We start from the raw sequence: 25,704 nt of genomic DNA on the forward strand, positions 1-25,704 counted from the left end.
TTTATTATTTATGATATATCTATTATTCATAAAAGAAAGCCTCAGTATATAAAAATACTGAGGCTTTCTTTTATTAAATATTAAAGATTACTTAAACTCCTTTTCGTGGCGTTTGCGTTCATTCTCATCTAAGTAGATTTTGCGTAAACGCATATTTTTAGGAGTTACTTCTACATACTCATCTTTTTGGATATATTCCAAGGCTTCTTCTAAAGAAAACTTAATAGGCGGTGCTAATTTTACTTTTTCATCAGAGCCCGCAGCACGTACGTTAGTAAGTTTTTTAGTCTTCGTTACATTTACTACGATATCTCCACTACGAGAGTTTTCACCGATTACTTGTCCTGTATAAATATCTTCACCAGGAAAGATGAAGAATTTGCCTCGGTCTTGCAATTTGTCGAGAGAATAAGGTATAGCAGTACCTTGTTCCATAGAAATAAGCGAACCATTAATACGCCCTGCTATTTCACCTTTGAAAGGTTGGAACTCCAAAAAACGGTGGTGAATAATAGCTTCACCAGCAGTAGCCGTAAGCAATTGGTTACGCAAACCAATGATACCGCGAGAAGGAATGATAAACTTAATAATCATACGTTCACCTTTAGGTTCCATACTTAGCATTTCGCCTTTGCGAAGGGTAACTAAATCGACTGCTTTACCACTTACATTCTCAGGTAAATCAATAGTAAGTTCTTCTATAGGTTCGCATTTTACGCCGTCAATCTCTTTGATGATAACTTGTGGCTGACCAATTTGCAATTCATAACCTTCACGACGCATTGTTTCAATGAGTACTGAAAGGTGCAATACCCCACGACCATAAACGATAAACTTATCGGCACTATCAGTAGGTTCTACGCGTAAAGCAAGGTTTTTTTCTAATTCACGCTCTAAACGTTCTTTGATATGGCGAGAGGTTACAAACTTACCATCTTTACCAAAGAAAGGAGAATCATTAATAGTAAAAAGCATACTCATAGTAGGTTCATCGATAGCAATAGTAGGAAGTGCTTCGGGGTTTTCGTAATCGGCGATAGTATCACCAATTTCAAAGCCTTCTAAACCTGCAATCGCACAAATGTCGCCTGCTTGTACTTCTTCTACTTTCTTACGACCTAAACCATCAAAGAGGTGTAGCTCTTTAATTTTAGATTTTACAATAGTTCCGTCGCGTTTTACTAATGAAATATTCATACCCGATTTTAGGATACCACGGTGCAAACGACCAATAGCAATACGTCCAGTAAAACTAGAATAATCCAATGAAGTAATAAGCATTTGCAAGCTACCTTCTTCTATTTGAGGAGCTGGAATATACTTTACCACCATATCGAGTAGGGGTGCAATACTATCAGTTTTCTTATGCCAATCTTCTGACATCCAATTTTGTTTAGCTGAACCATATACCGTAGGAAAATCGAGTTGCCAATCTTCAGCACCGAGCTCAAACATCAGGTCGAATACAGCTTCGTGTACCTCATCAGGAGTACAGTTTTCTTTATCAACTTTGTTGATTACCACAATGGGTTTCAACTTCATTTCTATAGCCTTTTGGAGTACAAAACGTGTTTGAGGCATAGGACCTTCAAAAGCATCAACAAGCAAGAGCACGCCATCAGCCATATTGAGTACACGCTCAACCTCCCCACCAAAGTCGGCGTGGCCAGGTGTATCGATAATGTTTATTTTGATGTCTTTATAAACTACTGAAACGTTTTTAGAGAGGATAGTAATTCCTCGTTCGCGTTCGAGGTCGTTATTATCTAATATCAGTTCGCCTGAATCTTGATTTTCGCGGAAGAGAGCGCAGTGGTGTAAAATCTTGTCTACTAAGGTAGTTTTGCCGTGGTCTACGTGGGCAATAATAGCTATATTTCTAATAGCGGTCATAGATATAATTTGTGTTTTAAAAAATTTGAGGGTGCAAAAGTACGAAGTAATTAGCAATTTAGCAAATCCGTAAATTGACAGTTATTGCCTTTTCTAATATTATTGGAATCATTTGGTATTTATTTACTATCTTTGCCCCCTATTCAAACCATTATGTTTCAATCTATAAAAAAAGAAGCCATATTGCTGTTGCGCGATGTGGGGGCACTTATCATTCTCTTTGCAATGCCATTGCTATTGGTGGTAACCATTACGCTATTGCAGGACGGGGCTTTTAAGAATATCAGTGAGCAGAAAACAGCCGTTCTGTTAGTGGATAACGATGGCGGTAAAATTGCCGAAAATATCAGTAAGAGTTTAGAAAGAAGTGCTTTCGAAATGGTAAAAACGCTGGACGGAAAACCTATTGGTGAAGCTATGGCGCGTGAGCAGGTACTGAAAGGCAACTACCTACTGGCTATTGTAATCCCTGCTGAACTCTCCTCTAGCTTGCAAACTAAAGTGCAAGAGAATGTAGAGACGATTATCAGCACTTTTGCAGGCGAGACCGTAACGCCTACTGAAACGGCTTATACTACCAAAGAAATACGCCTCTATTTTGACCCTACTTTACAGACTTCGTTTAAAGAAAGTGTGAAGAGTGGCATTGACAAATTGCTATACCAAATAGAAAATCAGTTTATTTATAAAGCCTTTGAAAATCAGTTAGAGGAAGGGGTGCGCTTACCTAAAACTGAGGCATTAGTGAGTTTTAGAGAAATCAACCCTAACACGGCTACTGTAGCTATCCCCAACGCTACCCAACACAACGTACCGGCGTGGGCTCTCTTTGCTATCTTCTTCATTACCATACCGCTATCGGCGAGTATTGTAAAGGAAAAAACACAAGGCACAGGACTCCGACTCTTCACGAGTCCCCTACCCTACTGGGCATTACTCACCGCTAAAATCATTGTTTTTCTGATGATTAGTCTGTTGCAGTTTGCTTTGATGGTAGTAATAGGCGTATTTGTATTTCCTTACTTAGGCTTACCAATGTTAGAAGTGAGCGGTAAACTTTTACCATTGTTGTTAGTCGCCATAGCCTCAGGGCTTTCGGCGATAGGTTTGGGGGTACTCTTAGGTACTTTAGCAAAAACACAAGAACAATCAGCGCCTTTGGGAGCTACCCTCACGGTGCTTTTTGCAGCCATTGGGGGCGTGTGGATACCTACCTTTGCAATGCCTCATATTATGCAATTGCTTTCTAATATTTCGCCTATGAACTGGGGCTTACAAGCCTTCTACGAGGTATTACTAAGAAGGGGCTCTGTGAGTAGTTTGTTGCCTAAAATAGGTGCTTTATTATTATTTTTTATCAGTTGTATTCTTATCTCTATTTATTATGACAAAGCCAAAAGAAACGTATAAACCAATTGATTTATCTGAGAGTCTTATTATTACGGTACGCTTTAGCGAAACCGACCCGCTTGGTATTGTGTGGCACGGCAACTACATCAAATATTTTGAAGACGGACGTGAGGCGTTTGGGAGAAAGTACGGTATTTCTTACCTTGATGTAGAGCGCGAAGGCTATGCGACCCCTATTGTGAAGAGCGTATGCGAACACAAGAAAATGGTGCGCTATGGCGAACGCTTACGTATTGAAACTCACTATATCCCTACAACAGTCGCTAAACTCATCTTTCAGTATTTTATCTACAACGAAGCTAATGAGTTAGTTTGTACGGGAGAAACTGTACAAGTGTTTACTTCTCTAAAAGATAATAGCTTATCGCTGTATAAACCAGCGTTTTTTGAAGAATGGGAGAAACAAATAACAAGTAACAGGTAACAATACACTACTGTTAATAGATTTTTTGTCTTCATATATAATTAATTTAATGGTTTGCGTTTATCTACAAATTTCATCGGTTTGCGACTGCCCAACGGATAAAGCTGTTGCTCAATCAGGGCTATATCGCAGAACTCAATCTTAGGTACTACCCTGAGTTTAGCGCGGAAATGATGACTTATTTGCTCGCGAAGGGCTTCGGTAGGGTTTTTTGTCCCTATTTTGATAAGAATTTCATCAGTGAGGATATCATTGGTATTGATTTCTATAATGTAATTCTCTATAGCTTCAAACCCCGTAAGCAAATCCATTAGGGCTGGCGGGTAGAGAGTAGTTCCTTTGTATTTGATCATCTGCTGTTTGCGACCGAGTACAGGGCTCACTCGTGCCGTATGTCGCCCGCACTTACAAGGGGTATTGTGCATCGCCACTATATCACCTGTGCGAAAACGCAATAGTGGCATACCTTCCACTCCCAAAGTGGTAATCGTGAGCTCTCCACTCTCGCCATCGGGTACGGGGTGACCATCGTCATCTAATACCTCGGTGATGATGAGCTCAGGGTGGTGATGCCCTCCGTGTTGGTACTCACATTCGGTGAAAGTAGTGCTCATCTCGGTAGAAGCATAAGTGGAGTAAAGTTGCAATCCCTGCCATTTTTCGGTAATCTTTTTCGCTAAGAGTGTAGGGCTAAAATCCTGATTACGCAACGCCTCGCCTATACACACTACTCCCTTTACGGAAGAAGCGCGATAGTCGATATCATTCTTTTCGGCATATTCTATCATTTTTAGCACAAAAGAAGGCACTGCAATAAGGTATTTAGGTTCGTACAATCGGATAGAATCCCATTGCAATTCGGGTATTCCTGCCCCTACCCTAATAATGCTTGCCCCCATTTTGCGTATGCCTAAGAAATAAGCCAATCCTGCCATAAAACGGCGGTCGATAGTAGTCATAAGTTGGACTACATCGCCTTTTTGAATGCCTGCACAAGCTAATGAGATAGCTTCGTTGTACGCCAAACGTTCTAAATCCCTGTCAGTGAGACCGAAAGTAACAGGCGTTCCCATAGTGCCTGAGGTTGAAGCATAGTCTACAATAGCAGTTTTAGGCACGCAGAGAAAAGCGTCGTTCTCGCGTTGCAAATCGTCTTTATGGGTAGTGGGTATCTTTTGTAAATCGGCAAGGGTGCGGATATCCTCTATACGGATATGGTGCTTGCGGAAGAGATTTTGATAAAAAACCGATTTTTCATTGAGGTATTGCAATAGCTCTCGCAGTTTTTCTTCTTGAAAAGCGATAATCTCGGCTTCCGATTGGGTTTCTATGGTTGGAATAAGTGTACTCATTATTTTTGTTAATAAAATTTTGCCAAAGGTTCTAATGCCCGTGTGGCTCGCTCCTTTGGCAAAGTTGTATGTAAATTTCCTTATTTAAAAAATCGTTTTAAGGAATTTAAGAATCCTTTTTCTACCACATCGATACCGATACCGAAGTTGCTATCAGCCATAGTGTGATAATCTTCGCGAATAGGTTCCAATTTATCTAATGGCAATTCGATATTCGTGAGCGGATTGTACTCCACAATTACCTTACCAGAGTTCTTAGTGATAAACTTTTGGGTTTTATGAGTAAAATACTCGTTTTCGATATCACACTCTTGTACGGTGTATTTTTCCTTAGTATCGATATTTTCATCAGTTTTGAGCTCTATTTCGTAACGCTCGCTATCGAAGTTATGCCAAAAGCTCGCATCGCTGTGCTGGTGTTCACGAATGCTGTTTTTCAACACACTACCATCGTAGTACATCAAAAAACGACGACCTTCATTGTCTATAAAATAAGGCTGTTCAATAGTTGCTTCGTACTTCACTACAAATTCATTTTCCACCTTATCGTCCTTCACTATTTGCAAAGTAGCATCTTTGAATATCTCGCGGAAATCTTTGCCTTTACGGTCGTTCACATAGTTGAGCGCATAAAACAAGGAGTTGTTCCAGCTGTCCAAACGTTCATTTTTGTTGCTCGACTTAAAGTAAGCTCGCATAGAGTTTGCACGATTGTAACGATAAGTAGTAAGCAGTTGTATTTTGCCCGTATTGCCTTTGGCTTCTAAGGTGATGTGCTCATCTATACAAAAATTGTCGAAATAGGTAGGTTTGCGCACTTGTAACTCTTGGTTAGGCAATATCTCCATAAAGTGACAAAAAGAAATCACTGCGCGTTTCTCCAATTTACCAAACTCATTACGAGCAGTTGCATCTACAAAGTATTCTTTACCTTCGTAATTGATTTTCACCACTACGTGATTGAACGAAAGCAACGAAGGGAGATAGAATTGCAAGTAATAATCAGAATTGTAGTTCACCAATATCACTGAAGCCTCTACACCGAGATAGTTGAGGATTGATTTCAACAATACGCATTTCGCTTTACAATCACCTTGCTTATTTTGGTAAGTAAGTGCAGGCGCTTGAGGTTTGTGTCCGTTCATCTCATCGGCGTTGTACACGTAGTAGATGTTGTTTTGCACGAACTCTATGGCGTATTGCAATTTCTCGTCGAGGGTAGCCATACCGTTGAGTTTCTCCACCAAATCGGGGGCGAAATCAGCGGGCTGTGCTTTGAACACTTCTTCGTAAAGCGGATAGATATAGTTAGAAAGTTCTTTCCAAGTACTATCAGTAGCGAAGTCTATAAAAGGGAAGATTTCGCGGTTAGGGTCTACTGGGTTGATGTAGTTTTCTTGTACTATCTCAAATGCCTCTCCTTGCGCTAAGTATTTCACCTGACTTGGGATTACGTTACCCTGCTCGTCGCGGAAAAACACATCTTTATAAGCCACGCGTTTGTCGCGATTGTTGATGAGCTTGAAGTGATATTTACCGTACGCCCAGTAAGTATCAGGGGTTACATATACGTATTTCATAAAGTCCCGACGCAAGAACTCTTTCTCAGTAAATACCTTTTCTTTGGTGTCTTCCAAAATGAGGATATCATCTAAGTGAAGGTCTTTGATGGAGAAGTTCAGTTTTTTAGAACTGCTGATAATACCACGACCGCTTTGCCCTTCGTTGTCCAATACTTTTATAGTGGTATCGGCAGTTTTATCAATTAGCTGACCGTTGCGATACACACTGATGCGGTGTATACTGAAATACTCATTTTCTTCGAGTATCATATCATACATCGAAGCGCGTTCCAAGTTTTCGGGTTGGGTAAGGGTATAAGCCATCAACGTATAGTCAGAGGCACTATTATCGTCTATTTTGCTGTATTTATGTAAGAAATAGCAGTAGTCACGTCCCTCGTCGGTTTGCTCTCGAGAGAAGTCAGTCTCTACTAAAAGTTTTTCCATTTCATTATCTGAAAGGGAATTTGTCCAATCTCCCGCTTCTACAAAGCGGTACAATTCTTTTTCTTCTGTTTGCACTTTTTTAGTTTAGAGTTTAAAATTAAGAGTTATGAGAGTATTTTAGTGGGCACAAAGGTACTACTTTTTTACCGTTCAGCCAAAAAAGTTTATGCCTCCTTCATTCCCAAACCGTTATCAATGGCATACGCCATATTTTCAATGATATGCTTGTGTTTGGTTACAAACGGATTGGTAGTATCCCACACGTAACCCGCGAGTACCGAACATATCTTCTTCTTCACCTCCTCATTTCCTGGCTGATGAAAGAAAAGCGTTTGTAGATTGCCGGTATACCATTCTCTTACATAAGAAGTAAACACCTCTATACCACGTTGCATATACTCGGCGTATTCCTTTTGCCAATCTACTTTTTCACCCGCAAGTTCGCGTTTTACCAATTTAGCCGCCAACATCCCCGATTCGGTAGCAAAAGCCACTCCTGAGGAGAACACAGGATCTAAGAACTCGGTACTGTTGCCCGTCAGCACAAACCCTTCGCCAAAGAGTTTTTTCACCGAGCAAGAATAACTTTGTATCTTATTGGGCTTGAACAGAAAATCCGAATGTTCAAAGCGTGGTCGGTAGAAGTCAGAACGTTTGATTGCTTTGCGAAGCGCCTCTTCGGTATCTCCCGAAGCCGACAAAGCGTTGATATAGTGCGTAGGTCCTACAATGCCCACGCTGGTATTGCCGTTAGAGAACGGAATTACCCATAGCCATACTTCACGCTCCAATACATCAAATGAAATAAGCGTACCTTCTTCACCCGCAGGACGTACCTTCCCCTCTTTGATATGAGTAAAAATAGACGAGTGGTCGTCTAACTTCGAAGGAGAATTGAGGTCTAACAAGCGAGGCAACACACGTCCATAACCACTGGCATCAATTACAAATTTAGAGGTAATTTCGCTCACCTCGCCATTAGCGTCTTTCACCGTAGTGACCTGATGGTCGGGGAAGAATTGCACATCGGTAACTTCGGTTTCAAAAGTGAGATTTACCCCTTTTCGAATGACCTCTTGTGCCAAAACATTATCGAAATCGGCACGAGGCACTTGCCACGTCCAATCCCAACCTTTGCCGTATTTTTTACCAAAATCAAACTGACACACTTGTTCGCCACGAATAAAACGGGCACCCCATTTTACTTCGTATTTTTGCGCTTCTAAGGCTGGCATAAAACCCGCTTCCTCAAAATGATCCATCACGCGCGGAATAAGGCTCTCACCTACTACCAAACGCGGGAATTTAGTTTTCTCTACCACGCGCACCTTCACACCGTTGTTGTGCAAATAGGCTGCTGATACACAACCCGAAGGACCTGCGCCAATTACCAATACATCTGTTACTTCTTTTTTCATAGATACTCTTTTTTAAAAGTATGGGGACAAATATACTACTTTTTTTGTAAAACTACGCTTCTTCGTCGTGAATAAAGCGTTTTTTAGCCAAAAGTTCTTCTTCTGTTTCTTTGTAGGCATCATCGGGCACACAGCAATCCACAGGACATACAGCAGCGCATTGGGGCTCATCGTGAAAACCAATGCATTCAGTACACTTGTCCGCCACGATAAAGTAAATATCATCACTGATAGCTTGCTGAGGCTCGTCCGCGTCCACTTCCAATCCGCTGGGTAATACCACACGTCCCTTTAAGGTCGTACCATCGCTATAACGCCAATCGTCAGCACCTTCATAAATAGCATTGTTAGGACATTCGGGTTCGCAAGCCCCGCAATTGATACAGTCGTCAGTTATTATTATAGCCACTTGAGTTTTATGTTTTTAGTTATGAATTATCAGTTAAAAAGGGTGCAAAGATAATACTTTTATTTCTATTATTCAACAACTACCCATAATCACCTTCTACAAACTCCACTTTTTCTACTATTTTGCAAGCCTTATCCTTTATCATTTCTCCACCTTTTCTTCGTTCATTGTTCGTCTTTTCTTCGTTCATTGTTCGTCTTTTGTTCGTCTTTTGTTTATCTGCCTGTGCGGCTCGCACCGTCTTTTGTTTGTCTTTTGTTTATCTGCCTGCGCGGCTCGCACCGTCTTTTGTTTGTCTTTTGTTTATCTGCCTGCGCGGCTCGCATCGTCTTTTATTTGTCTTTTCTTCATCATTCGTTCATCACTCTTTCATTTTTGTGTCGCTACATTCCCCCTCTTTGAGGAAGCCAGCGAAAGCTGGGTATGTGTAAGGGAGAGGTTTTCTTCGTCTTTTGTTTATTTGTCTGTGTGGCTCACACCGTCTTTTATTTGGTTACTCTTTGTTTAGTTGCCTATCGTGCTACGACCTCATATCGTCATCGATTTAGTATTATTGGAATTATTGGCATTTTTGGCATTATTGGTATTAAAAAAGACTGCCAGATATTCTCTAACAGTCCTTTTTACCTTTTATCTTTTACTTTTTACCTATTTACCTGAATCCGACCATTCTACTTTCCGCGACACATACATCACAATAGCCAAAATGGTAAATAAACCTATACTTCCCACTAATAAAGCATAACTTTCCAGCTGAATAATTACGTAAATAAAACCGTAGAGTGCTGCTAATGAAAGTCCTATAAAAGTAGGGAACTTCTTGTTTTTCAGTATAGAAACCGAATACAAACTGATAAGTCCTACCGTCATTACCGATGATATAAAGTAAGCAAACGAGAAGCTACTGTGTTCTGTAATCGATATGAGCAAAGTATAGAACAACACTAATGCCAAGCCTATCATTGAGTATTGGAAGATGTGAATCTTTATCTTGCTAATGCTTTGTATCAAGAAGAATATCAAGAAAGTGAGGAATATCACCAAATAACCGTATTTAGTAGCGCGTTCATTCTGCTGATATTGGTCTACGGGAATGATAAAATCTACATCGTAAGTGTATTGCGAAATGTTCGGCAAACTCCCAAACGATTGTTGTGCAAACGGACGGTTGATGTGCAATACCTTCCACGAAGCGTTAAACCCATTGCCGTTTATCTGTTTGGTGTAAGGCAAAAAGCTACCTGTAAAGCTGGGGTTAGCCCAGTTAGAGGTAAGGGTACTCTCGGTAGTCTTCCCTATGGGCACAATGGCTATTTTCTTACTACCGTCGTACTGCACTGTAAAACTAAACGAAGGGTTAGCCAAAAACTCTTGATAGTTGATAAAGCCTGTTTCGAGCGATGCCACCTCATTAGCCTTACTATCATTCTCATAGTAATAATCCTCGTCGTCTTTTTGCTCATAGATAGGTTCAAAAGCATAATTCTTGCCACCTAATTGAATGCTTACCCCATTCTTAATACTCGCGAGGTTAGTAGTGCGAATGAGAATCGTAGCCTTATCCCAACTGATATCTTCGTTAGGAATTCCTTTAGTCGCAAAATTAGGAGCTACATAACTACCTGTAAAGTCCATAGACGCATTAAACACCACCGATTCGTAGTTGTTGCGCTTCTTCACCTCAGTCTTTACATTCGAAATATTTTTCAGTTCCTCGGGGAAGAAATAAGCGTACTGTGTCTCAAAAGCGTTTTTGTTCTTGTCGCTGTACACTTTGTAAGGAATTTTGAGGATAGGTCCATAGAAAAAGACCTCGCGCCCCCACTTGCTATCAATCTCATTGATAACCTCCTGCTGACGTTCTTTGCGCTCTCTCACTAAGTTTTGCACTAATAAGAGCGGAATGAGCAATACCAAAGTAAGTGCCCCAATAAGCACCAAACGAAAAGTGTTTGATTGCCATACATTAGATGTTGTTGATGGTTTTTCTGGATACATAATATTTGAATTTACAATTAATAATTAACAATAATAAAAGTACTTTGCATTTCAAAGTATCTCTATAAAAAAGAAAGGAGTTGATGTTTCTCCTTTACGGATTGTCCCCCTTCGGGGGTTCGGGGGCAAATCGACAAATCTGCTAATTTCCTAATTTCCCAATAATCTTCTCGAGTGCATTCAAATGTTCTTGAAACGCCTCTTTTCCTTTTTTAGTTACCTTATAACTCGTATTCGTCTTCCTTCCCACAAACGATTTTTCAATAGTGATATACTCCTCAGCTTCCAAGGCACGGGTATGGCTTGCCAGATTGCCATCGGTTACCCCTAAGAGTTCTTTCAGGGTATTAAAGTCGGCACTGTCATTCACCATCAACACCGACATTATGGCTAAGCGAATGCGATGGTCAAAAGCCTTATTGATATGTGCTAAAAAAGTCTTCAATTTTCTTCTTTATTCGCCCCAACTTATGTCACTGTTGGTCTTTTCCTTTATTGCGTTCGTATTTAAAGTGCATAATGCCTCCATAGAGAACGTGGCATACACCAAAGCCCAAAGTCCAGAACAAGAGTCCGTAACCAGGGAAATATACCGCTAACAAGCCTAAAACAATCTCAGTAATTCCCAAATAATGTACATCTCCAAAGGTGTATTTGCTCACATTCACACACGCCAATCCGTAAAAAATAAGAGTCATTGGTGCAAGCAGTCCGTAGTACCCATTTTTGATGAGCAATACACTGAGTAGCCCACCCGTAAGTAGCGGAATAGCAAAGTTGTAAAGAGCCCTTTTGGCAGTAGCATTCACAAGGCTTTCTCCATTGCGCTTTGCCTTACGCGCCGAAAACAAGTAAGCCGTCACCAATGAGGCTACAAGCACCGCTAATGCAATTGTCATAATAGCTTTAAAGGTACGACTTTCTATAAGCACATAAGGATAATAGATGTAATGATGTTCCAACAACATATATACTCCTGCTGCACCTATTAGGGCATACACACCTGCCAATAGCCCCGAAAGTCCGCTAAGCGAAAGAAAAAGGGTAGACTTACGCATCATCTGGCGTATCTCGTGTAGGTCATTTAAGTATTTATTCTCTTCCATAATGAAGTACTTTGTGGTGCAAAGTAACGGATAATAATAATAACTACCAAATATTTTTATCACAAATCTTTAATATATTTTAACTGAGTATTGTAAATGAGTGTATTATATATAAATAATCAGTGTTAAAGTCTCACGACTTTAACACTGATTATGAGAAATAAAAAATAATTTCTTATTCTAATATCCGAAGAGTTCTTCTAATGAGAGCTTCTTAAAGTCTCCTATTTTTTGGAGATCATCTTTTGAGAGTTTCTTTTCAGAAGCTAAAATTACATAAGTATAAGGTTTTTTAGAGAGGTATTTGTCGTGGAAAGCTTTGATGTCTTTCATTGTAATACCATCTACATTTTGATATACTTGCTTGCGTATATCGTCTTTAAGACCCAATTCTTGTGCGGCTAAATAGCTATAAATAATACCGTCTTGTGTAATGCGCTCGGTTTCTATTTCTTGCTTGATTTGTAGTTTAGCTAATTGGAGATTAGCAGGCAATTCAGGCATTGTATTGAGCAGTTCATTCATTGCTTCAACGGCTTCTTTAAACTTATCAGCTTGTGAACCTACATAGGCAAGCATATAGTATTTATCAGCTTTCTTTCTTGGGGAAGCGTAGAAACCATAAGTGCTATATGCCAAAGCTTTACTTTCGCGAATGGTTTGGAATACCAAAGAGCCCATACCCCCACCGAAGTAGTTGTTGAACGCACTAATTACAGTGCTTTCAGCTGGATTGAAAGGAACGGTATTGCGTATCCAACGGGTTTCAGCTTGTACCATTTCATAATCGGCAAAGAGTACTTGGTTCTTAGCTTGCTCTACTTGTTTAAACTCTTTTTTAGGAGCTACCTTGGCAAACTTAACAGGCACTTTATGCAAAGTTTTTAGTTTATTAGTAAGTTCTGAAAGGGTAGCAGGTCCATAATAAATAACTGTTTGCTCTACATTGTTTAGGTTTTTGAGTTTATCTACCAACTCTTTCCCTGTAATAGCCTCAATTTCGGCATCAGAGAAGGTGTAGTTATATTTGTTTTTAGCCCCATACATTGCATAATTTGTTAAAGCTTGCATAATAGCATTTCTATTAGCTTTGGCATCTATACGCGATTTAACTACACGAGCTTTCAAGGCTTTAAGGGCTTCTTCATCTACTTTAATATTGGCAATAAAGTCTTCGTAAAGTTTCACTGCTGCTTCAAAGTTTTCTTGTAAACCTTCTATATTTACAGTAGTATACTCGTCACTGTTTGAAATTCTAAAGCTTGAAGCTATTTTATAGAATTCTTTGGTAAGCTGTTCAGCTGATTTTTTATCAGTACCCAAAAACTGACTATAATTAGCAGCTATTGCTAATTTCAAATCATTAAGAGTACCTACTTTATAACGGAAAGTAAGACGATACAATTCATTGTCTTTGTTTTGCACGTAAAGTATTTCTGCTTTGCCTAATTTTCCTTTTTGCAAGTCTTTATTATAATCTAAGAAAACAGGCTTTACAGGAGTACTTGGCATCTCGTTTACCATTTTCACAAAAGCTGATTGTTTATCGGCATTGGTCTCAACAGGAGTAATAGCCGGTTTTTCAATCTTCTCTACATTAGGGCGAGTTCCTTTCTCTTTATACACAGCTACGTAGTTATTGCCGAGGTATTTATTGGCAAAAGCTACGATATCAGCTTTGGTGAGTTTAGAAAGGTTGTTCACATACGCTACTTGGTCTTTCCAGTCGAGATTATCAGTAAAAGCTGACATTAGCATATTAGCGCGGTTGCCATAAGACTCAGTCGCTTGAATAGTTTGCTTTTTCAAGTTGTTGATGATAGAAGGAATAAGGTCATCATCAAAGTTACCTTTTTTGAGGTTTTCTATTTCCCCCAACATAAGGTCTTTTACTTGTTCTAACGACTGCCCTTGTAGAGGTTTTCCAGAAAGGTATAATACGCCATAGTCTATAAGCGTATAAGCAAAGGCACTTGCCCCAAGGAGTTTTTGTTTTTTTACAAGGTTCAAGTCGATAAGACCTGCTTTACCATTAGTAAGAATTTCCCCTACTAAATCGGCTAAGAGGGCGTCCTTATCTTGGTTACCAGGCAAGCGGAATGCCATCGAAACGCTTTCGGCATCGGGTCCTACTACCTTCTTAATAATAGGTGCTGTAATAGGAGCTTCTTTCTCAAAAGTATATTGAGGCACTGCTTTGGGTTGCATATAGCTAAATGCCTTATCAATTTGAGCGATAACAGTATCAGGATTAAAATCTCCTGCCAATATTACTGCCATATTGTTGGGCACGTAATAGGTATGGAAGTATTTGCGAATTTCTTTCAGTGAAGGATTTTTCAAATGCTCTACTGTACCGATAGTGGTTTGCAAGCCATAATTGTGCTTTTTGAATAGCTCAGAGAAGAGAGTTTCAAACACCTCGCTATTATCGCTATCCAAAGAGCGGTTTTTCTCTTCGTATACAGCTTCCAATTCAGTATGGAAGATACGCAGTACAGGGTTGCGGAAGCGTTCAGCTTGTACAGTAATGTACTTATTGATAGCATTAGTAGGCACATCGTCAGTATACACTGTTTTTTCAAACGAAGTAAAAGCATTGGTACCTTGTGCACCCATAGCAGTCATCATCTTATCGTACTCATTGGCGATAGCATACTTACTAGCTACTCCTGAAACCGAATCTATCAGTTTATAGATAGCTTTGCGTTTAGCAGGGTCTTTGGTGTGATTGTACTCTTCGTAGAGGGCGTCGATTTTGTCGAGTTCTACTTTTTCCTTAGCCCAATCAAGTGAACCGTATTTATCAGTTCCCTTAAAAAGCAAATGCTCTAAATAATGTGCAAGCCCTGTATTAGTAGCAGGGTCGGTTTTACTACCTGCTTTCACAGCTACATAGCACTGAATGCGAGGTTCTTTATTCGTAGGACTCAAAATAACTGTAAGTCCGTTTTTCAAGGTGTAAAACCTTGCATTGGTGGGGTCGTGTGTTACATATTTATAAGTGTAACCGCCTCCTTGAGCTTCTTTCCACTCATAGTTTTGAGCGGAAGCACCGAATGTTATAGCTACTGTGAAGAGCCATAAGAATAGATTCCTTTTTAACATATTTGGCGAATTAATATTTAAACTGTGCAAAAGTAGTAATTTAATGCTCAACTCCAAAATACTTCTCGATATTTTTTATCTTTTTTATGCAAATGGTGCTAATACCACTTCCAAACCATCTATTTCAGGTGTAATCGGAATTTGGCAACCTAATCTACTATTAGGTTTCACGTAAAAAGCCTCCGAAAGCATTGCTTCTTCTTCTGCTGACATCTCAGGAAGCGACACCTCTTCCGCATTCTGAATATAACACTGGCAAGAGGCGCACATTGCCATACCACCACAGATGCCTATCTCGCCATCTTGGGCAATTTCATAAGCACGCATTACCTCCATAAGGTTCATATTCATATCAGTAGGGGCTTCTATTTCGTATAGAAGCCCCTCGCGATCGGTTATTTTAAGATGTATCTCGTTCATTTATTTTGCGGGGAAGTACTCTATTCTGCGAACGCGAGCACAAACGGGCTTGTCGTTCTCAAACATTATAATCTGTGTCCAGTTACCCATCTTATCAAAAGTATAACGGTATCTATAATTGAAATCAGGAGTAGTATAAGCAGTAAGCAAGTTGTGCTCATCATACACTTTGGTCGAGGCTACCCCTTTCCGTGTTTTAATAATCTGCGTCTCTCCAAATTTGTTAAACATATAATTCGTCTCTACGTAAAAGTTAGGGTCATCATTAGCCGTACAAATGGTCTGTATGAGTTGCCCTGCTTTGTTGTATTTGTGCTGGCATACGGTCTCTTGTCCTGCTTGGTTAATATACGTCGCTTTGGTTAAATTCTTATCCTTGTCGTATTCGTTCTCTGTTTTTAAAAACACATTCTTGTTGAGCACTTTTTCTTCTGTCTCGCTCACCTTGTTCATATTGTTGTATTTATACGACTTCTCTTTGGTGTACTCCGGACGTATTTTCTGTTCCAATACAAGGTTCTTCTGCTCATATCGCTGAATATCTTTCTCCAATGCCGATACACTAGCTACCTTATTCTTCTCAATGCAGTTACCTAAATCGTCGTATTTATACGTGATAGTGATAAGCCACTCATTGGTCACCCCATCATTCTCATCAATCTTTACCAACTGATTCTTCTCATTGTAAAAATACTGTCGGTTCACCGTCAGTTCTCCGTCTCCCAAGGTAAACACCGACTGACTTTTATTAATTTTTCCCTTCTTGTCATAAAAGAAGCGCATTCCTCCAAAAGGTCGATTTTCAGCATTATAGGTTTTAATTTCAAGATTGCGCCCTCCGTTGTCAAACAGATAAGATATATTAGTTTTAGAATACTTCTTTTCGTCTTTTTCCACCTTCCATTCTTCCGAATAAGGAAAAACATTATAAGTGTTCCCGTCAAAGGTTTTAGTACCTTTCGGACTCGCTTCCAGAAGAAATGAATAATCCTCTACTTTCTTTACTTTCCCTTTCAGTTGTAGGAATTTACTACCCAAAGTATCTATTTGGGCGTGTAGCGAAACACCACCTGCCAATAAGACACTTGCTAATAGTACATTTATGCTCTTCATTTTATATTTAGTTATTAGTATTTTTTATCTCTCTTACCTCATCTAAATCGCTTTCACCACTGCCTTTTCAGCCTCTTTGCGAGACCCATCAAAACCGTCTATACCCACTACCGTAGTATATTTTAACACATATTTCTTATTAGGGTAAATGCGGTTGTACACACTTTGGCACATTAAGGTCGCTTCGTGAAAGCCACAAAGTATTAGTTTCAGTTTTCCTGGGTAAGTATTCACGTCGCCTATGGCGTATACTCCCTCTATACAAGTTTGATAGTCTAAGGCATTGTTCACCTTCACAGCATTTCTTTCAATCTCCACACCCCACGTAGCAATAGGTCCTAATTTAGGAGTAAGTCCAAACAAAGGTATAAAAGCATCAGCTACAAGAGTTTCTCTTTCGCCCCCTTCCTGCTCCAATACTACCGACTCCAAATGCTTTTCTCCACCTAGTCCCACTACCTCATAAGGCGTTTTTAAGTTGATTTTCCCCGCCTCTTTGAGGGCTCTCACTTTTTCAACCGAATCCAATGCCCCGCGAAACTCATTACGTCGGTGCACTAAGGTAACCGAAGCCGTTGCTACTTTCTCGGCTAAGTAAATACTCCAATCGAGTGCAGAGTCGCCTCCTCCGGCTATCACCACGTGTTTGCCTGCGTAACTCTCGGGGTGTTTCACAAAGTAAGCCACTCCCCTATCTTCGTATTGTTCAAGGTTCGGCAGTTCAGGCTTGCGAGGTTCAAAAGTACCTAATCCTCCTGCAATAGCTACAGCTTTCCCTTTTATTTGGGTGCCTTTATCAGTAGTAACCACAAAAGTATCATCATCATTTTTAGTAAGAGTCATCGCTGTTTCACCAAGCGTAAATTCAGGCTGAAACTGCTTGATTTGCTCCATTAAATTATCCACTAATTCCGAAGCCCCTACACTCGGGTATCCTGGTATATCAAAAATAGGCTTCTTGGGATACAACTCAGTAAGCTGACCGCCCACCTGAGGGAGCGTATCTATCAAATGACATTTTAACCTAAGCAATCCTGCCTCAAACACAGCAAACAATCCCGTAGGTCCCGCCCCTATAATGATGATATCCGTTTCTTTCATTCATTGTTATTTTGGGTGCAAAATTACGAATAAAAAGCAAAACTACAAAAAATAATGTAATTAGCTCATACAAAGAGGATTAATTTTTTGACAGGAAGATAAGAGAAGACAGAGTCTTAGATGTTTTAGATAGGTTTTTTCAAAATTAGGTTTCTAAATCGTTACCTACCATACTGAAAAATATTTTTTATTAATAGGTTATATTTCAGTGTTTTACACCTTTTTTCATATTGTACAGTAACTTGATAAAAAGTACTTTCGCAAATTAAAAAATTAGAGTATGAAAAAAGTAAAACGCTCAACCTTTAAGGTATTGTTTTACCTTAAAAAGAATGCCCCAAAGAAGAACGGTAAGGTTGCTATTATGGGGCGTATTACCATTGACAATCAGGTAGCTCAGTTTAGTACCAAACTTGAAATCCTTCCACAGAAATGGGATTTGAAGTACGGAAGGGTAACAGGTAAAACAGAAGAAGCTACCCAACTTAATCGCAAGCTGGAAGAGATTCGCTCACGTATCATTACTCATTATGAGGAGTTGATGAAGTACGAGGGAGTGGTTACTGCTCAGAAGCTAAAAGCTACTTTTCTAGGCATAGGAGTAATGGAAGATTCCTTGCTAAAAGTCTATGAGAATTTCAAAGAAGGCTTTGCCTTGATGGTAGAAAAAGGTGTTAGAAGTTACAGCACTCTTAACAAATATGAGAATGTATATACTCATTTGAGCGAGTTTATCCAGTATAAATACCGCAGAAGTGATATTTCTTTCAAAGAGCTTACAGAAGACTTTATCAACGATTTTGATTTCTATCTTAGAGTTAATAAAAGTCTTACTCACAACACAATATGGGTTTATATGATGCCCCTTTGTAAAATGGTAGAAATAGCCATAGACAAAGGAATTATCTATCGCAATCCTTTTAAGAATTATATAAGTTCTATGGAGGAGAAAGATAGAGGCTATTTGCTTAGAGAGGAAGTAGAAACTCTTTTACAATATCACCCTAAGAGTGCTTCTGCTGAATTAGTACGAGACCTATTTGTTTTTAGTTGCTTTACAGGCTTCTCTTATATTGATATCAAACAACTTAAAAGAAGCCACTTACAATCGTTCTTTGACGGCAACAAATGGCTTATCAAACGCCGTCAGAAATCCGATGTGCCCTGTAATGTACGTCTGTTAGATATAGCCGAGAAAATTATTGAAAAATATGAGGGTACGACTCGTACAGAGGCACTATTTCCTACACCCTCCAATGCTAATTGCAACCTCCTGATTAAAAAGATGATGAAAGATTGCAACATCATTCGTGAAAAACCTATCTCCTTTCACTGGGCACGCCATACCTTTGGTACTCTGTTCTTAACAGAAGGGGTTCCCTTGGAAAGTGTTAGTAAGATGATGGGACATAAGAATATCAAAACTACCCAGATTTATGCTAAAATCACCAATGAGAAAATCAGCAAGGATATGGAAATTGCTGCCGAACGATTAAAGAATTTAAAGATAGGATAGCTTCTCAGTGTCTTTTAAAAATTAGAAATCCATTGATAATATTTCAAAAAGAGATGTGTCAATGGATTTTTTTGTTGCCTTACAAAAAGCTATCTCACAAAGATAAGAGTGTTATTAAGACTTACCTATTTTCCCTGTTTTAAACACTTAAGGCACGTAATGGCGGTTCGTTGTTCGAGTGCAAAGGTATTTCTGTGTTCTTAACGCTTCTTGCAAGGTCAAGCCCGATGGGTTTTCAAAAAATCTCCAGCCCTTGTCCGTTGTCCTGCGGGTAGTATTTTTTTGAAAAACCTTGCAGAAGCTAAACACAGACCTTTTATGGCACTCGAAACGAAACCAGCTCATTCCGACCTTTAAGCGAATAAAAAAAATGTCAAATATGAGAAAAATGCCGCTTCTTACAGATTGTTTTTTGAAACGAATACCGCTTTTCCTCCCATTGTCGAATAAAAATTTCAAACTATGTAGCTACCTAATTACGTTTTTACCTTCGTACATACTTGCTTGCTTTGATGCGTGAATGCAAAGTAATGTACAAATATACATATAGCTTTACATAGAATTGTAAATAACTCTGTAAGTAAGTGATTAAATATATTGCTAATATGCCCTAAATCACTTTATGAGCTTGTAGTATTTATCTTCTTTTCTTATGGTTAATTAAAATTTGACCTTTAGGGAGAATTTTCTGTTCACCGGAACAGAGCAAGTTGTGTTTTGAGGCACGCATTAGGCGTGTAGGCACCTCAAAACCACTTGCCCTTGCAGGGATTAAAACACACTCCGAAGTCGTGGTTTTTTACTTTTATATTTTTATTGTATTTCTAATGTAATAAAATTTTAATAATATATCCGATACATTACCAATTCTAATCACTATCTTTTCCAGCATTTACTAAGGTTGCGTTGATAAAGAATGCTCCTTTGGTGGCAATAGTCTGTTCGGGGGCTATAGGTTTTACAGGGGCAATGGCAGTATACCCACTTTCGGAAGCTCCTTTTACTACCTCCACTTTCTCAAAAGAGGTTTCTTTATCCGAAGTTTGGGTTACCAGAAAAATGTAGGATTTACCAGCATCCTCTACGATAGCCTCGTTAGGTACAGCAGGGGTCGTTTGTTTGTCAAGACTGATAACCCCTGTTACATTCATTCCATTGATGAGCCCTTGTTTGTCACCCTCTACGTGGCAATGTACAATGATGCTTTTGCTTTCGTTTTCAAACGAAGCCGCAATGTTATACACTTGGGCATCATATTCGCGAGAGGTGTTATTGGTAGGGTTGAAGTGCACTTGTTGTCCTACCTTAATGTAAGGCAAGTCACGCTCATACACTTGCAAGTGCAGGTGTAGCGAACTGTTGTCGATGATTTCCACAATAGGGGTGGAGGCATCTATATAAGCCCCTTTGTTAGTATATACCGCACTGATATTCCCACTAATAGGAGCCACTATCGCCAAAGTAGATTGCATTCCCTTATCGGTGAGTGTTTGAGGGTTTAAGCCCATTAGGCGTATTTGTTCTTCAAGCGAAGCTTTTTCGGTACGGAGAGTGCGTAGCTGAGTAGTAGCGGCTTGTAGGTTCTTACCAGTACCAGCATTCCCTTCATAGAGGGTTTGCTGACGGTCAAGTTCTTGTTTAGCAAGTTCTATCTGACCATTAACGGTGAGCAAGCGCTGTTGTTGTTGCAAGAATTCTGGGTTAGAAACAGTAGCGATTACTTGCCCTTTTTGCACATAACTGCCTATCTCTACCTTTACGCTCTTGATAATCCCCGCATATACAGTCGATACCTTCGCCTGATGGTCGGCAGGCACGCTCAGTATTCCATTGGCTTTGAGGGTAGCGGCAAGAGCTTTTTCTTCTATATGTCCCAAACGAATATCTACAGTTTGGATTTGAGCTTGGGTAAGGGTGGTGAGGTTGCCTCCTTCTTCGTGGTGTTCTTCGCGCTCTTCGAGCTTTTGATTATTGGTAGTTGTAGGAGTGCCATTGCAGGCTGATAGACTAATTCCTATAAGGATAAAAGCGATTTTTATACCATATTTTTTCATTTGTTTTACTGGTTTAAAAGGGATTGTATTTCTATTACTTTTTGATTAAGCGCCTCGATACTCTCAAGGTATGCCAAGCGGGTATCTACGGCTGTCTGTAGGGTGTAAAGGTACTCCACATAGCTTATTTCACCTGCGCTATACCCTAACTGATTGGCTCGGATAATGCGCTCGGCTTCAGGTAGCGCTTCTTGTTTGTAAAACTGATATTTTTGCAAATTCAGTTGGTATTCCTCTTGCAGATTTATCCATTGAGTTTTAAGCTGTTTTTCTGTTTGTTGAGCTGCTTCTATAGCTGCTTCTTTCTGATATTTATAAGCTTTCACCTTGGCACGGGTAGCGGTAAAAATAGGAACTGAAAGCCCTATGGTGGCAAAGTGAAAACGTTTACTTCTATCAGTATAGGTCTCTACCCCTCCAATGGTTTGCATTCCTATAAGAGACTGATTGGTATAGCCCAATGTAAGGTCGGGCAGGGCTTGGGCACGCTCTAGACGTTTGTTGTGCTCAGCTATGTTTGCTTCTTGATAGCTGAGTTGTACCAAAGGGTGCTGAGAGAGTTGTACATCCGAAGGCTCACTGAGTAACAAAGGCTCATACACGGGCGACTTGGTAATGGTAAATGCTTCTTCTGTTTGCATTAACGTACGCAAGTTGCGATAGGTAGCTTGTTGTATAGTTTTGTTCTGTTGAAGTAACAAACTTATTTCTCCTTTCTTCACTTGGGCAGTGTTAATATCTATCTTCTTGGTATCCCCTGCTTTATAGCGTACTTCAGCAATGCGAATAAAATTATTGTAGAGACTATCAAGCTGCAAGAGCTGTTCCTCTTTAAAAGTCAAATATTGCAATTGCTGATATGCGTTGCGCACTTGCCGCTTCAGTTCATTCTGCTGAAGGGCTAATTGCCCTTGTTGTAATTGTGTCTCTGCTTGATAGAGCTTTTTGCGAGCAGCAAATACTGTAGGCAAAGGAATAGATTGTGATACACCTACTGAAAGGTCTTTTTCAGCACTGCTGTACTGCCCGTATTGCCCTGTAAAGTCTGTTTTAGCCAATTCAAAAGAGGTTCGCTCTTTAGAACTTGCTCCTTGTAGCTTGAGTTGTGCTGCCTTAATCACTCCATTGTTCTTAAGGGCTATTTGCTCTATTTCTTGTAGCGAGTAAGACTGCTGAGCGTGTAGCGCTATAGGACTGATAAGCAATAGGGCTATCGTGAGTACTTTAGCTGAAGGACGGCGCCAAGAAAAGGTACTATTGAAAGCGATGTAAAGCAACGGAAGCACGAAGAGGGTGAGGAAGGTAGCCGATACTAACCCTCCGATGACCACAGTGGCTAAGGGACGTTGTACTTCTGCTCCTGCTCCTTGACTGAGCGCCATAGGGAGGAAACCTAAGCTCGCCACCATAGCCGTCATTAGCACAGGGCGTAAACGCATTTCGGTACCCGTAATCACGCGATGCAAAAGGTTGGTCATTCCTTCTTTTTTCAGCTGGTTGAAAGTGCCAATAAGCACTATACCGTTGAGCACTGCTACCCCAAAGAGCGCGATAAAACCAATACCCGCACTAATACTAAAAGGCATTCCCCGAAGAAGCAAGGCAAATACGCCCCCAATGGCACTCATCGGGATAGCGCTAAAGATGAGCAATGATTGTTTTATAGAATGGAAAGCAAGGTATAACAAGAAAAAAATCAAGAGCAGGGCTACCGGTACGGCAATAAGGAGCCTATCGGTGGCTTTTTGTAGGTTCTCAAACTGACCGCCATAGGTAAAGTAATAGCCCGTAGGGAGCTTTACGCCCTTTAATTTTTGTTCTATATCACTCACCACACTCTGCACATCGCGCCCTTGCACGTTGAAGCCAATGACGATACGGCGCTTGCCTGCTTCACGGCTCACCTGTGCGGGGCCTAATTCATATTTGATAGTGGCCAATTGGCTCATCGGCACCTGCCCATTTTCGGTAGCTACCATCATATGCTGTACATCGTCAATTCCGGTACGATGGAGGCTATCGAGGCGTACCACAAGGTCGAACCTTCGTTCGTTCTCGAAGACAACCCCAGCCTTCTTACCAGCAAAGGCGGTACTGAGTACCTCATTGACCTCTTGCACCGAAAGTCCGTAGTTGGCCAAGCGTACCCGATCGTAAGTAACATTGATTTGCGGAAGTCCGCTTACTTTTTCGACCTGTGGGGCGGTAGCACCTTCTGTTTTCTGGATAAGTTGGCTTACTCTTTGGGCGTAGTGGGCGAGGGTATCCATGTTTTCTCCAAAGATTTTTATCGTTACATCCTGTCTGACACCTGTCATCAATTCGTTGAAATGCATTTGTATAGGCTGGCTTTTCTCAAAGAAGACCCCAGGAATATCCTTGAGCCGCTCAATGATGGCATCTCCTAATTCCTCATAGGAGCGACCACTTTTCCATTGGTCTTGGCTCTTGAGTACGATCACAATATCGGAGGCTTCCAGCGGCATAGGGTCGGTAGGTATTTCGGCAGAACCTGTTTTGCCTATCACCATTTTCACCTCGTCGAACTCACGAATCAGGCGAGAGGCCTGCATGGAAGTCTCCAAGCTCTGCTTCAGGGAAGTGCCCGGTGGCAGAATACATTCAAAAACAAAATCGCCTTCTTGTAGTTGTGGAATAAACTCACCTCCCATACGGCTGAAAATGCCTACCGCAAGAACGAACAGTACCACGGTACTGCCTATTATCCATCCCCTAAGGCGGATAGAACGGACAAAGAGCGGTTGGTAGTGACGGTAGAGCCAGCTTATCATTCGCTCGGCAAAACTGCGCTTGTCACTTACTGTTTTAGGTAGGAGCAAAGCGCTCATGGCAGGGATATAAGTCAGGGAAAGGATCAGGGCACCCAAAATAGCAAAGACGACGGTTTGTGCCATAGGGCGGAACATCTTGCCCTCTACTCCTACCAACGTAAGAATGGGAATATACACCATCAGGATGATAATCTCTCCGAAGGCGGCACTACTGCGTATTTTGGAAGCGGAATGGAATACCTCCTCATCCATTTGTGCTTGGGTAAGTCGTTGGTGGTTCTTTCGGATCGCCAAGTGGTGCATCACTGCTTCTACCACGATAACCGATCCATCTACGATAATTCCGAAATCTATCGCTCCCAAGCTCATCAGGTTGGCACTTACTCCAAAGAGGTTCATCATTCCTAAGGCAAAGAGCAAGGAGAGCGGAATGGCCGTGGCAACAATCAGTCCGGCACGCAGGTTCCCTAAGAAAAGTACTAAGATGAAGATGACAATCAGCGCCCCCTCTAAGAGGTTTTTCTCTACTGTATGGATGGCGCGTTGTACCAAGTCCGTGCGGTCTAAGAATGGCTCTATCACTACATCTTCAGGTAGGGATTGCTGTATGGTGGGCAGTTTTTCTTTGATACGACTGACTACCTCGTGGCTGTTTTCGCCCTTGAGCATCATCACTACCCCACCTACGGCATCCACCTCGCCATTATAGCTAAGGGCACCATAGCGGATGGCACTGCCCAAGCGTACCTCGGCTACATGCTTGATAAAGAGGGGAGGGGTGTGCTTGCCTACGGCTATATTGCCTATGTCTTCAAGGGAGCGAGCCATGCCTATTCCTCGGATAAAGTAGGCATTGGGGCGCTTGTCGATATAGGCACCTCCTGTATTTTGGTTGTTCTGCTCCAAAGCAGTGAAAATATCACTGACACTCACCCCCATGGCACGGAGGCGATCGGGGTCTATAACCACCTCATACTGCTTGAGTTCGCCTCCAAAGCTGTTGATTTCGGCTATTCCTTTGGTACCATAGAGTTGGCGAGCCACGATCCAGTCCTGCATGGTGCGGAGGTCTTTGGCGGAATATTTGTTTTTGCTCTGTTCCGTAGGGCGAATGATATACTGATATACCTCCCCCAGTCCGGTACTCACGGGTGAGAGTTCGGGCGAGCCTATGCCTTGAGGGATTTGCTCCTGTGCCTCCTTGAGCTTTTCATTGACTAGCTGGCGGGCAAAGTAGATGTCCATATCCTCGCTAAAGACGGCTGTGATGACCGAGAGTCCAAAGCGGGAAATACTGCGTGTTTCCTCCAGCCCAGGAATATTGGCGATGGCTTGCTCAATAGGAAAAGTAACCAGTTGCTCTACCTCTTGTGAGGCCAAAGTAGGGGTAGAGGTGATGATTTGTACTTGGTTGTTAGTAATATCTGGAACGGCATCAATGGGGAGCCTTGTAGCACTCCATACGCCCCAAAAAATAAGCATAAGGGTCATGAATCCTACAAATAGCTTATTTTTGATGCTAAATAGTATGATTTTGTCTAACATTTCTAATAAGAATTAATGATTAGTTAATGACTAATG

The 25,704-nt window shown here is 40.8% G+C and carries 18 protein-coding genes; 3 read left to right on the forward strand and 15 right to left on the reverse strand.

Translation table 11 applies throughout. The features are described from left to right. Positions 1–87: 87 nt before the first annotated feature. Positions 88–1,893: a translational GTPase TypA gene (gene typA, locus COCH_RS00660; protein WP_012796915.1), complete on the reverse strand. Its 1,806-nt coding sequence runs from the start codon at positions 1,891–1,893 to the stop codon at positions 88–90. Positions 1,894–2,046: 153 nt separating this feature from the next. Here typA and COCH_RS00665 point away from each other — a divergent pair, with 153 nt between their 5' ends. Next, on the forward strand, positions 2,047–3,303 hold the full coding sequence (locus tag COCH_RS00665; protein WP_012796916.1) for an ABC transporter permease: 1,257 nt from the start codon (positions 2,047–2,049) through the stop codon (positions 3,301–3,303). Then, positions 3,278–3,727, forward strand: a complete 450-nt coding sequence (locus COCH_RS00670; RefSeq protein ID WP_012796917.1) for an acyl-CoA thioesterase — start codon at positions 3,278–3,280, stop codon at positions 3,725–3,727. Before COCH_RS00665 ends, COCH_RS00670 begins: the two co-directional genes overlap by 26 nt. Positions 3,728–3,768: 41 nt before the next feature. Here the strand turns inward: COCH_RS00670 and COCH_RS00675 are convergent, their stop codons facing one another. The 12 genes from COCH_RS00675 to COCH_RS00725 form a co-directional block, all read right to left on the reverse strand. After that, positions 3,769–5,079, reverse strand: coding sequence for a phenylacetate--CoA ligase family protein (locus COCH_RS00675; RefSeq protein WP_012796918.1), 1,311 nt, complete (start codon positions 5,077–5,079; stop codon positions 3,769–3,771). Positions 5,080–5,159: 80 nt separating this feature from the next. Then, positions 5,160–7,163 (reverse strand): hypothetical protein, encoded by a 2,004-nt coding sequence (locus COCH_RS00680; protein WP_012796919.1) that lies wholly within the window; start codon positions 7,161–7,163, stop codon positions 5,160–5,162. A gap of 89 nt (positions 7,164–7,252) precedes the next feature. Beyond that, positions 7,253–8,506 carry an NAD(P)/FAD-dependent oxidoreductase gene (locus COCH_RS00685; RefSeq protein ID WP_012796920.1) on the reverse strand — a complete coding sequence of 418 codons (1,254 nt, stop codon included), beginning with the start codon at positions 8,504–8,506 and terminating at the stop codon, positions 7,253–7,255. A 52-nt stretch (positions 8,507–8,558) separates the two neighbouring features. After that, complete coding sequence (locus COCH_RS00690) at positions 8,559–8,915, reverse strand: 4Fe-4S binding protein (RefSeq protein ID WP_012796921.1); 357 nt, start codon at positions 8,913–8,915, stop codon at positions 8,559–8,561. 79 nt (positions 8,916–8,994) lie between these two features. Then, positions 8,995–9,153 (reverse strand): hypothetical protein, encoded by a 159-nt coding sequence (locus COCH_RS12105; protein ID WP_167524717.1) that lies wholly within the window; start codon positions 9,151–9,153, stop codon positions 8,995–8,997. A gap of 410 nt (positions 9,154–9,563) precedes the next feature. Next, a complete protein-coding gene (gene creD, locus COCH_RS00695) occupies positions 9,564–10,913 on the reverse strand; it encodes a cell envelope integrity protein CreD (RefSeq protein WP_012796923.1) in 1,350 nt (449 codons plus the stop codon). Between the two features lie 142 nt (positions 10,914–11,055). Then, positions 11,056–11,358, reverse strand: coding sequence for a winged helix-turn-helix domain-containing protein (locus COCH_RS00700; RefSeq protein ID WP_009420465.1), 303 nt, complete (start codon positions 11,356–11,358; stop codon positions 11,056–11,058). Positions 11,359–11,386: 28 nt separating this feature from the next. Next, the gene (locus tag COCH_RS00705; protein WP_012796925.1) at positions 11,387–12,019 is read right to left on the reverse strand and encodes a hypothetical protein; all 633 of its coding nucleotides are present in this window, start codon (positions 12,017–12,019) and stop codon (positions 11,387–11,389) included. A 180-nt stretch (positions 12,020–12,199) separates the two neighbouring features. Next, a complete protein-coding gene (locus COCH_RS00710; protein WP_012796926.1) occupies positions 12,200–15,127 on the reverse strand; it encodes a M16 family metallopeptidase in 2,928 nt (975 codons plus the stop codon). An 84-nt stretch (positions 15,128–15,211) separates the two neighbouring features. Then, positions 15,212–15,547: a 2Fe-2S iron-sulfur cluster-binding family protein gene (locus COCH_RS00715; protein WP_009421010.1), complete on the reverse strand. Its 336-nt coding sequence runs from the start codon at positions 15,545–15,547 to the stop codon at positions 15,212–15,214. Further along, a complete protein-coding gene (locus COCH_RS00720) occupies positions 15,548–16,660 on the reverse strand; it encodes an RHS repeat protein (RefSeq protein ID WP_012796927.1) in 1,113 nt (370 codons plus the stop codon). 42 nt (positions 16,661–16,702) lie between these two features. Then, on the reverse strand, positions 16,703–17,761 hold the full coding sequence (locus tag COCH_RS00725) for an NAD(P)/FAD-dependent oxidoreductase (RefSeq protein ID WP_009418138.1): 1,059 nt from the start codon (positions 17,759–17,761) through the stop codon (positions 16,703–16,705). A gap of 280 nt (positions 17,762–18,041) precedes the next feature. On the opposite strand from COCH_RS00725, the gene COCH_RS00730 reads away from it, so the two are divergent. Further along, the gene (locus COCH_RS00730; protein ID WP_012796928.1) at positions 18,042–19,277 is read left to right on the forward strand and encodes a site-specific integrase; all 1,236 of its coding nucleotides are present in this window, start codon (positions 18,042–18,044) and stop codon (positions 19,275–19,277) included. Positions 19,278–20,146: 869 nt separating this feature from the next. On the opposite strand, the gene COCH_RS00735 is transcribed toward COCH_RS00730, so the two are convergent. Both COCH_RS00735 and COCH_RS00740 read right to left on the reverse strand, forming a co-directional pair. Beyond that, the gene (locus tag COCH_RS00735) at positions 20,147–21,331 is read right to left on the reverse strand and encodes an efflux RND transporter periplasmic adaptor subunit (RefSeq protein ID WP_009411030.1); all 1,185 of its coding nucleotides are present in this window, start codon (positions 21,329–21,331) and stop codon (positions 20,147–20,149) included. Between the two features lie 5 nt (positions 21,332–21,336). Continuing rightward, positions 21,337–25,668 (reverse strand): CusA/CzcA family heavy metal efflux RND transporter, encoded by a 4,332-nt coding sequence (locus COCH_RS00740; RefSeq protein ID WP_012796929.1) that lies wholly within the window; start codon positions 25,666–25,668, stop codon positions 21,337–21,339. Positions 25,669–25,704: the final 36 nt, after the last annotated feature.

The sequence above is a fragment of the Capnocytophaga ochracea DSM 7271 genome (assembly GCF_000023285.1).
In the GTDB taxonomy this organism is placed as follows: Bacteria; Bacteroidota; Bacteroidia; order Flavobacteriales; family Flavobacteriaceae; genus Capnocytophaga; species Capnocytophaga ochracea.

Excerpts from the sequence above, each read along its gene's own strand:
- typA (WP_012796915.1), bottom strand. The coding sequence starts at position 1,893 with ATGACCGCTATTAGAAATATAGCTATTATTGCCCACGTAGACCACGGC.
- COCH_RS00665 (WP_012796916.1), top strand. The coding sequence starts at position 2,047 with ATGTTTCAATCTATAAAAAAAGAAGCCATATTGCTGTTGCGCGATGTG.
- COCH_RS00670 (WP_012796917.1), top strand. The coding sequence starts at position 3,278 with ATGACAAAGCCAAAAGAAACGTATAAACCAATTGATTTATCTGAGAGT.
- COCH_RS00675 (WP_012796918.1), bottom strand. The coding sequence starts at position 5,079 with ATGAGTACACTTATTCCAACCATAGAAACCCAATCGGAAGCCGAGATT.
- COCH_RS00685 (WP_012796920.1), bottom strand. The coding sequence starts at position 8,506 with ATGAAAAAAGAAGTAACAGATGTATTGGTAATTGGCGCAGGTCCTTCG.
- creD (WP_012796923.1), bottom strand. The coding sequence starts at position 10,913 with ATGTATCCAGAAAAACCATCAACAACATCTAATGTATGGCAATCAAAC.
- COCH_RS00705 (WP_012796925.1), bottom strand. The coding sequence starts at position 12,019 with ATGGAAGAGAATAAATACTTAAATGACCTACACGAGATACGCCAGATG.
- COCH_RS00710 (WP_012796926.1), bottom strand. The coding sequence starts at position 15,127 with ATGTTAAAAAGGAATCTATTCTTATGGCTCTTCACAGTAGCTATAACA.
- COCH_RS00715 (WP_009421010.1), bottom strand. The coding sequence starts at position 15,547 with ATGAACGAGATACATCTTAAAATAACCGATCGCGAGGGGCTTCTATAC.
- COCH_RS00720 (WP_012796927.1), bottom strand. The coding sequence starts at position 16,660 with ATGAAGAGCATAAATGTACTATTAGCAAGTGTCTTATTGGCAGGTGGT.
- COCH_RS00725 (WP_009418138.1), bottom strand. The coding sequence starts at position 17,761 with ATGAAAGAAACGGATATCATCATTATAGGGGCGGGACCTACGGGATTG.
- COCH_RS00730 (WP_012796928.1), top strand. The coding sequence starts at position 18,042 with ATGAAAAAAGTAAAACGCTCAACCTTTAAGGTATTGTTTTACCTTAAA.
- COCH_RS00735 (WP_009411030.1), bottom strand. The coding sequence starts at position 21,331 with ATGAAAAAATATGGTATAAAAATCGCTTTTATCCTTATAGGAATTAGT.
- COCH_RS00740 (WP_012796929.1), bottom strand. The coding sequence starts at position 25,668 with ATGTTAGACAAAATCATACTATTTAGCATCAAAAATAAGCTATTTGTA.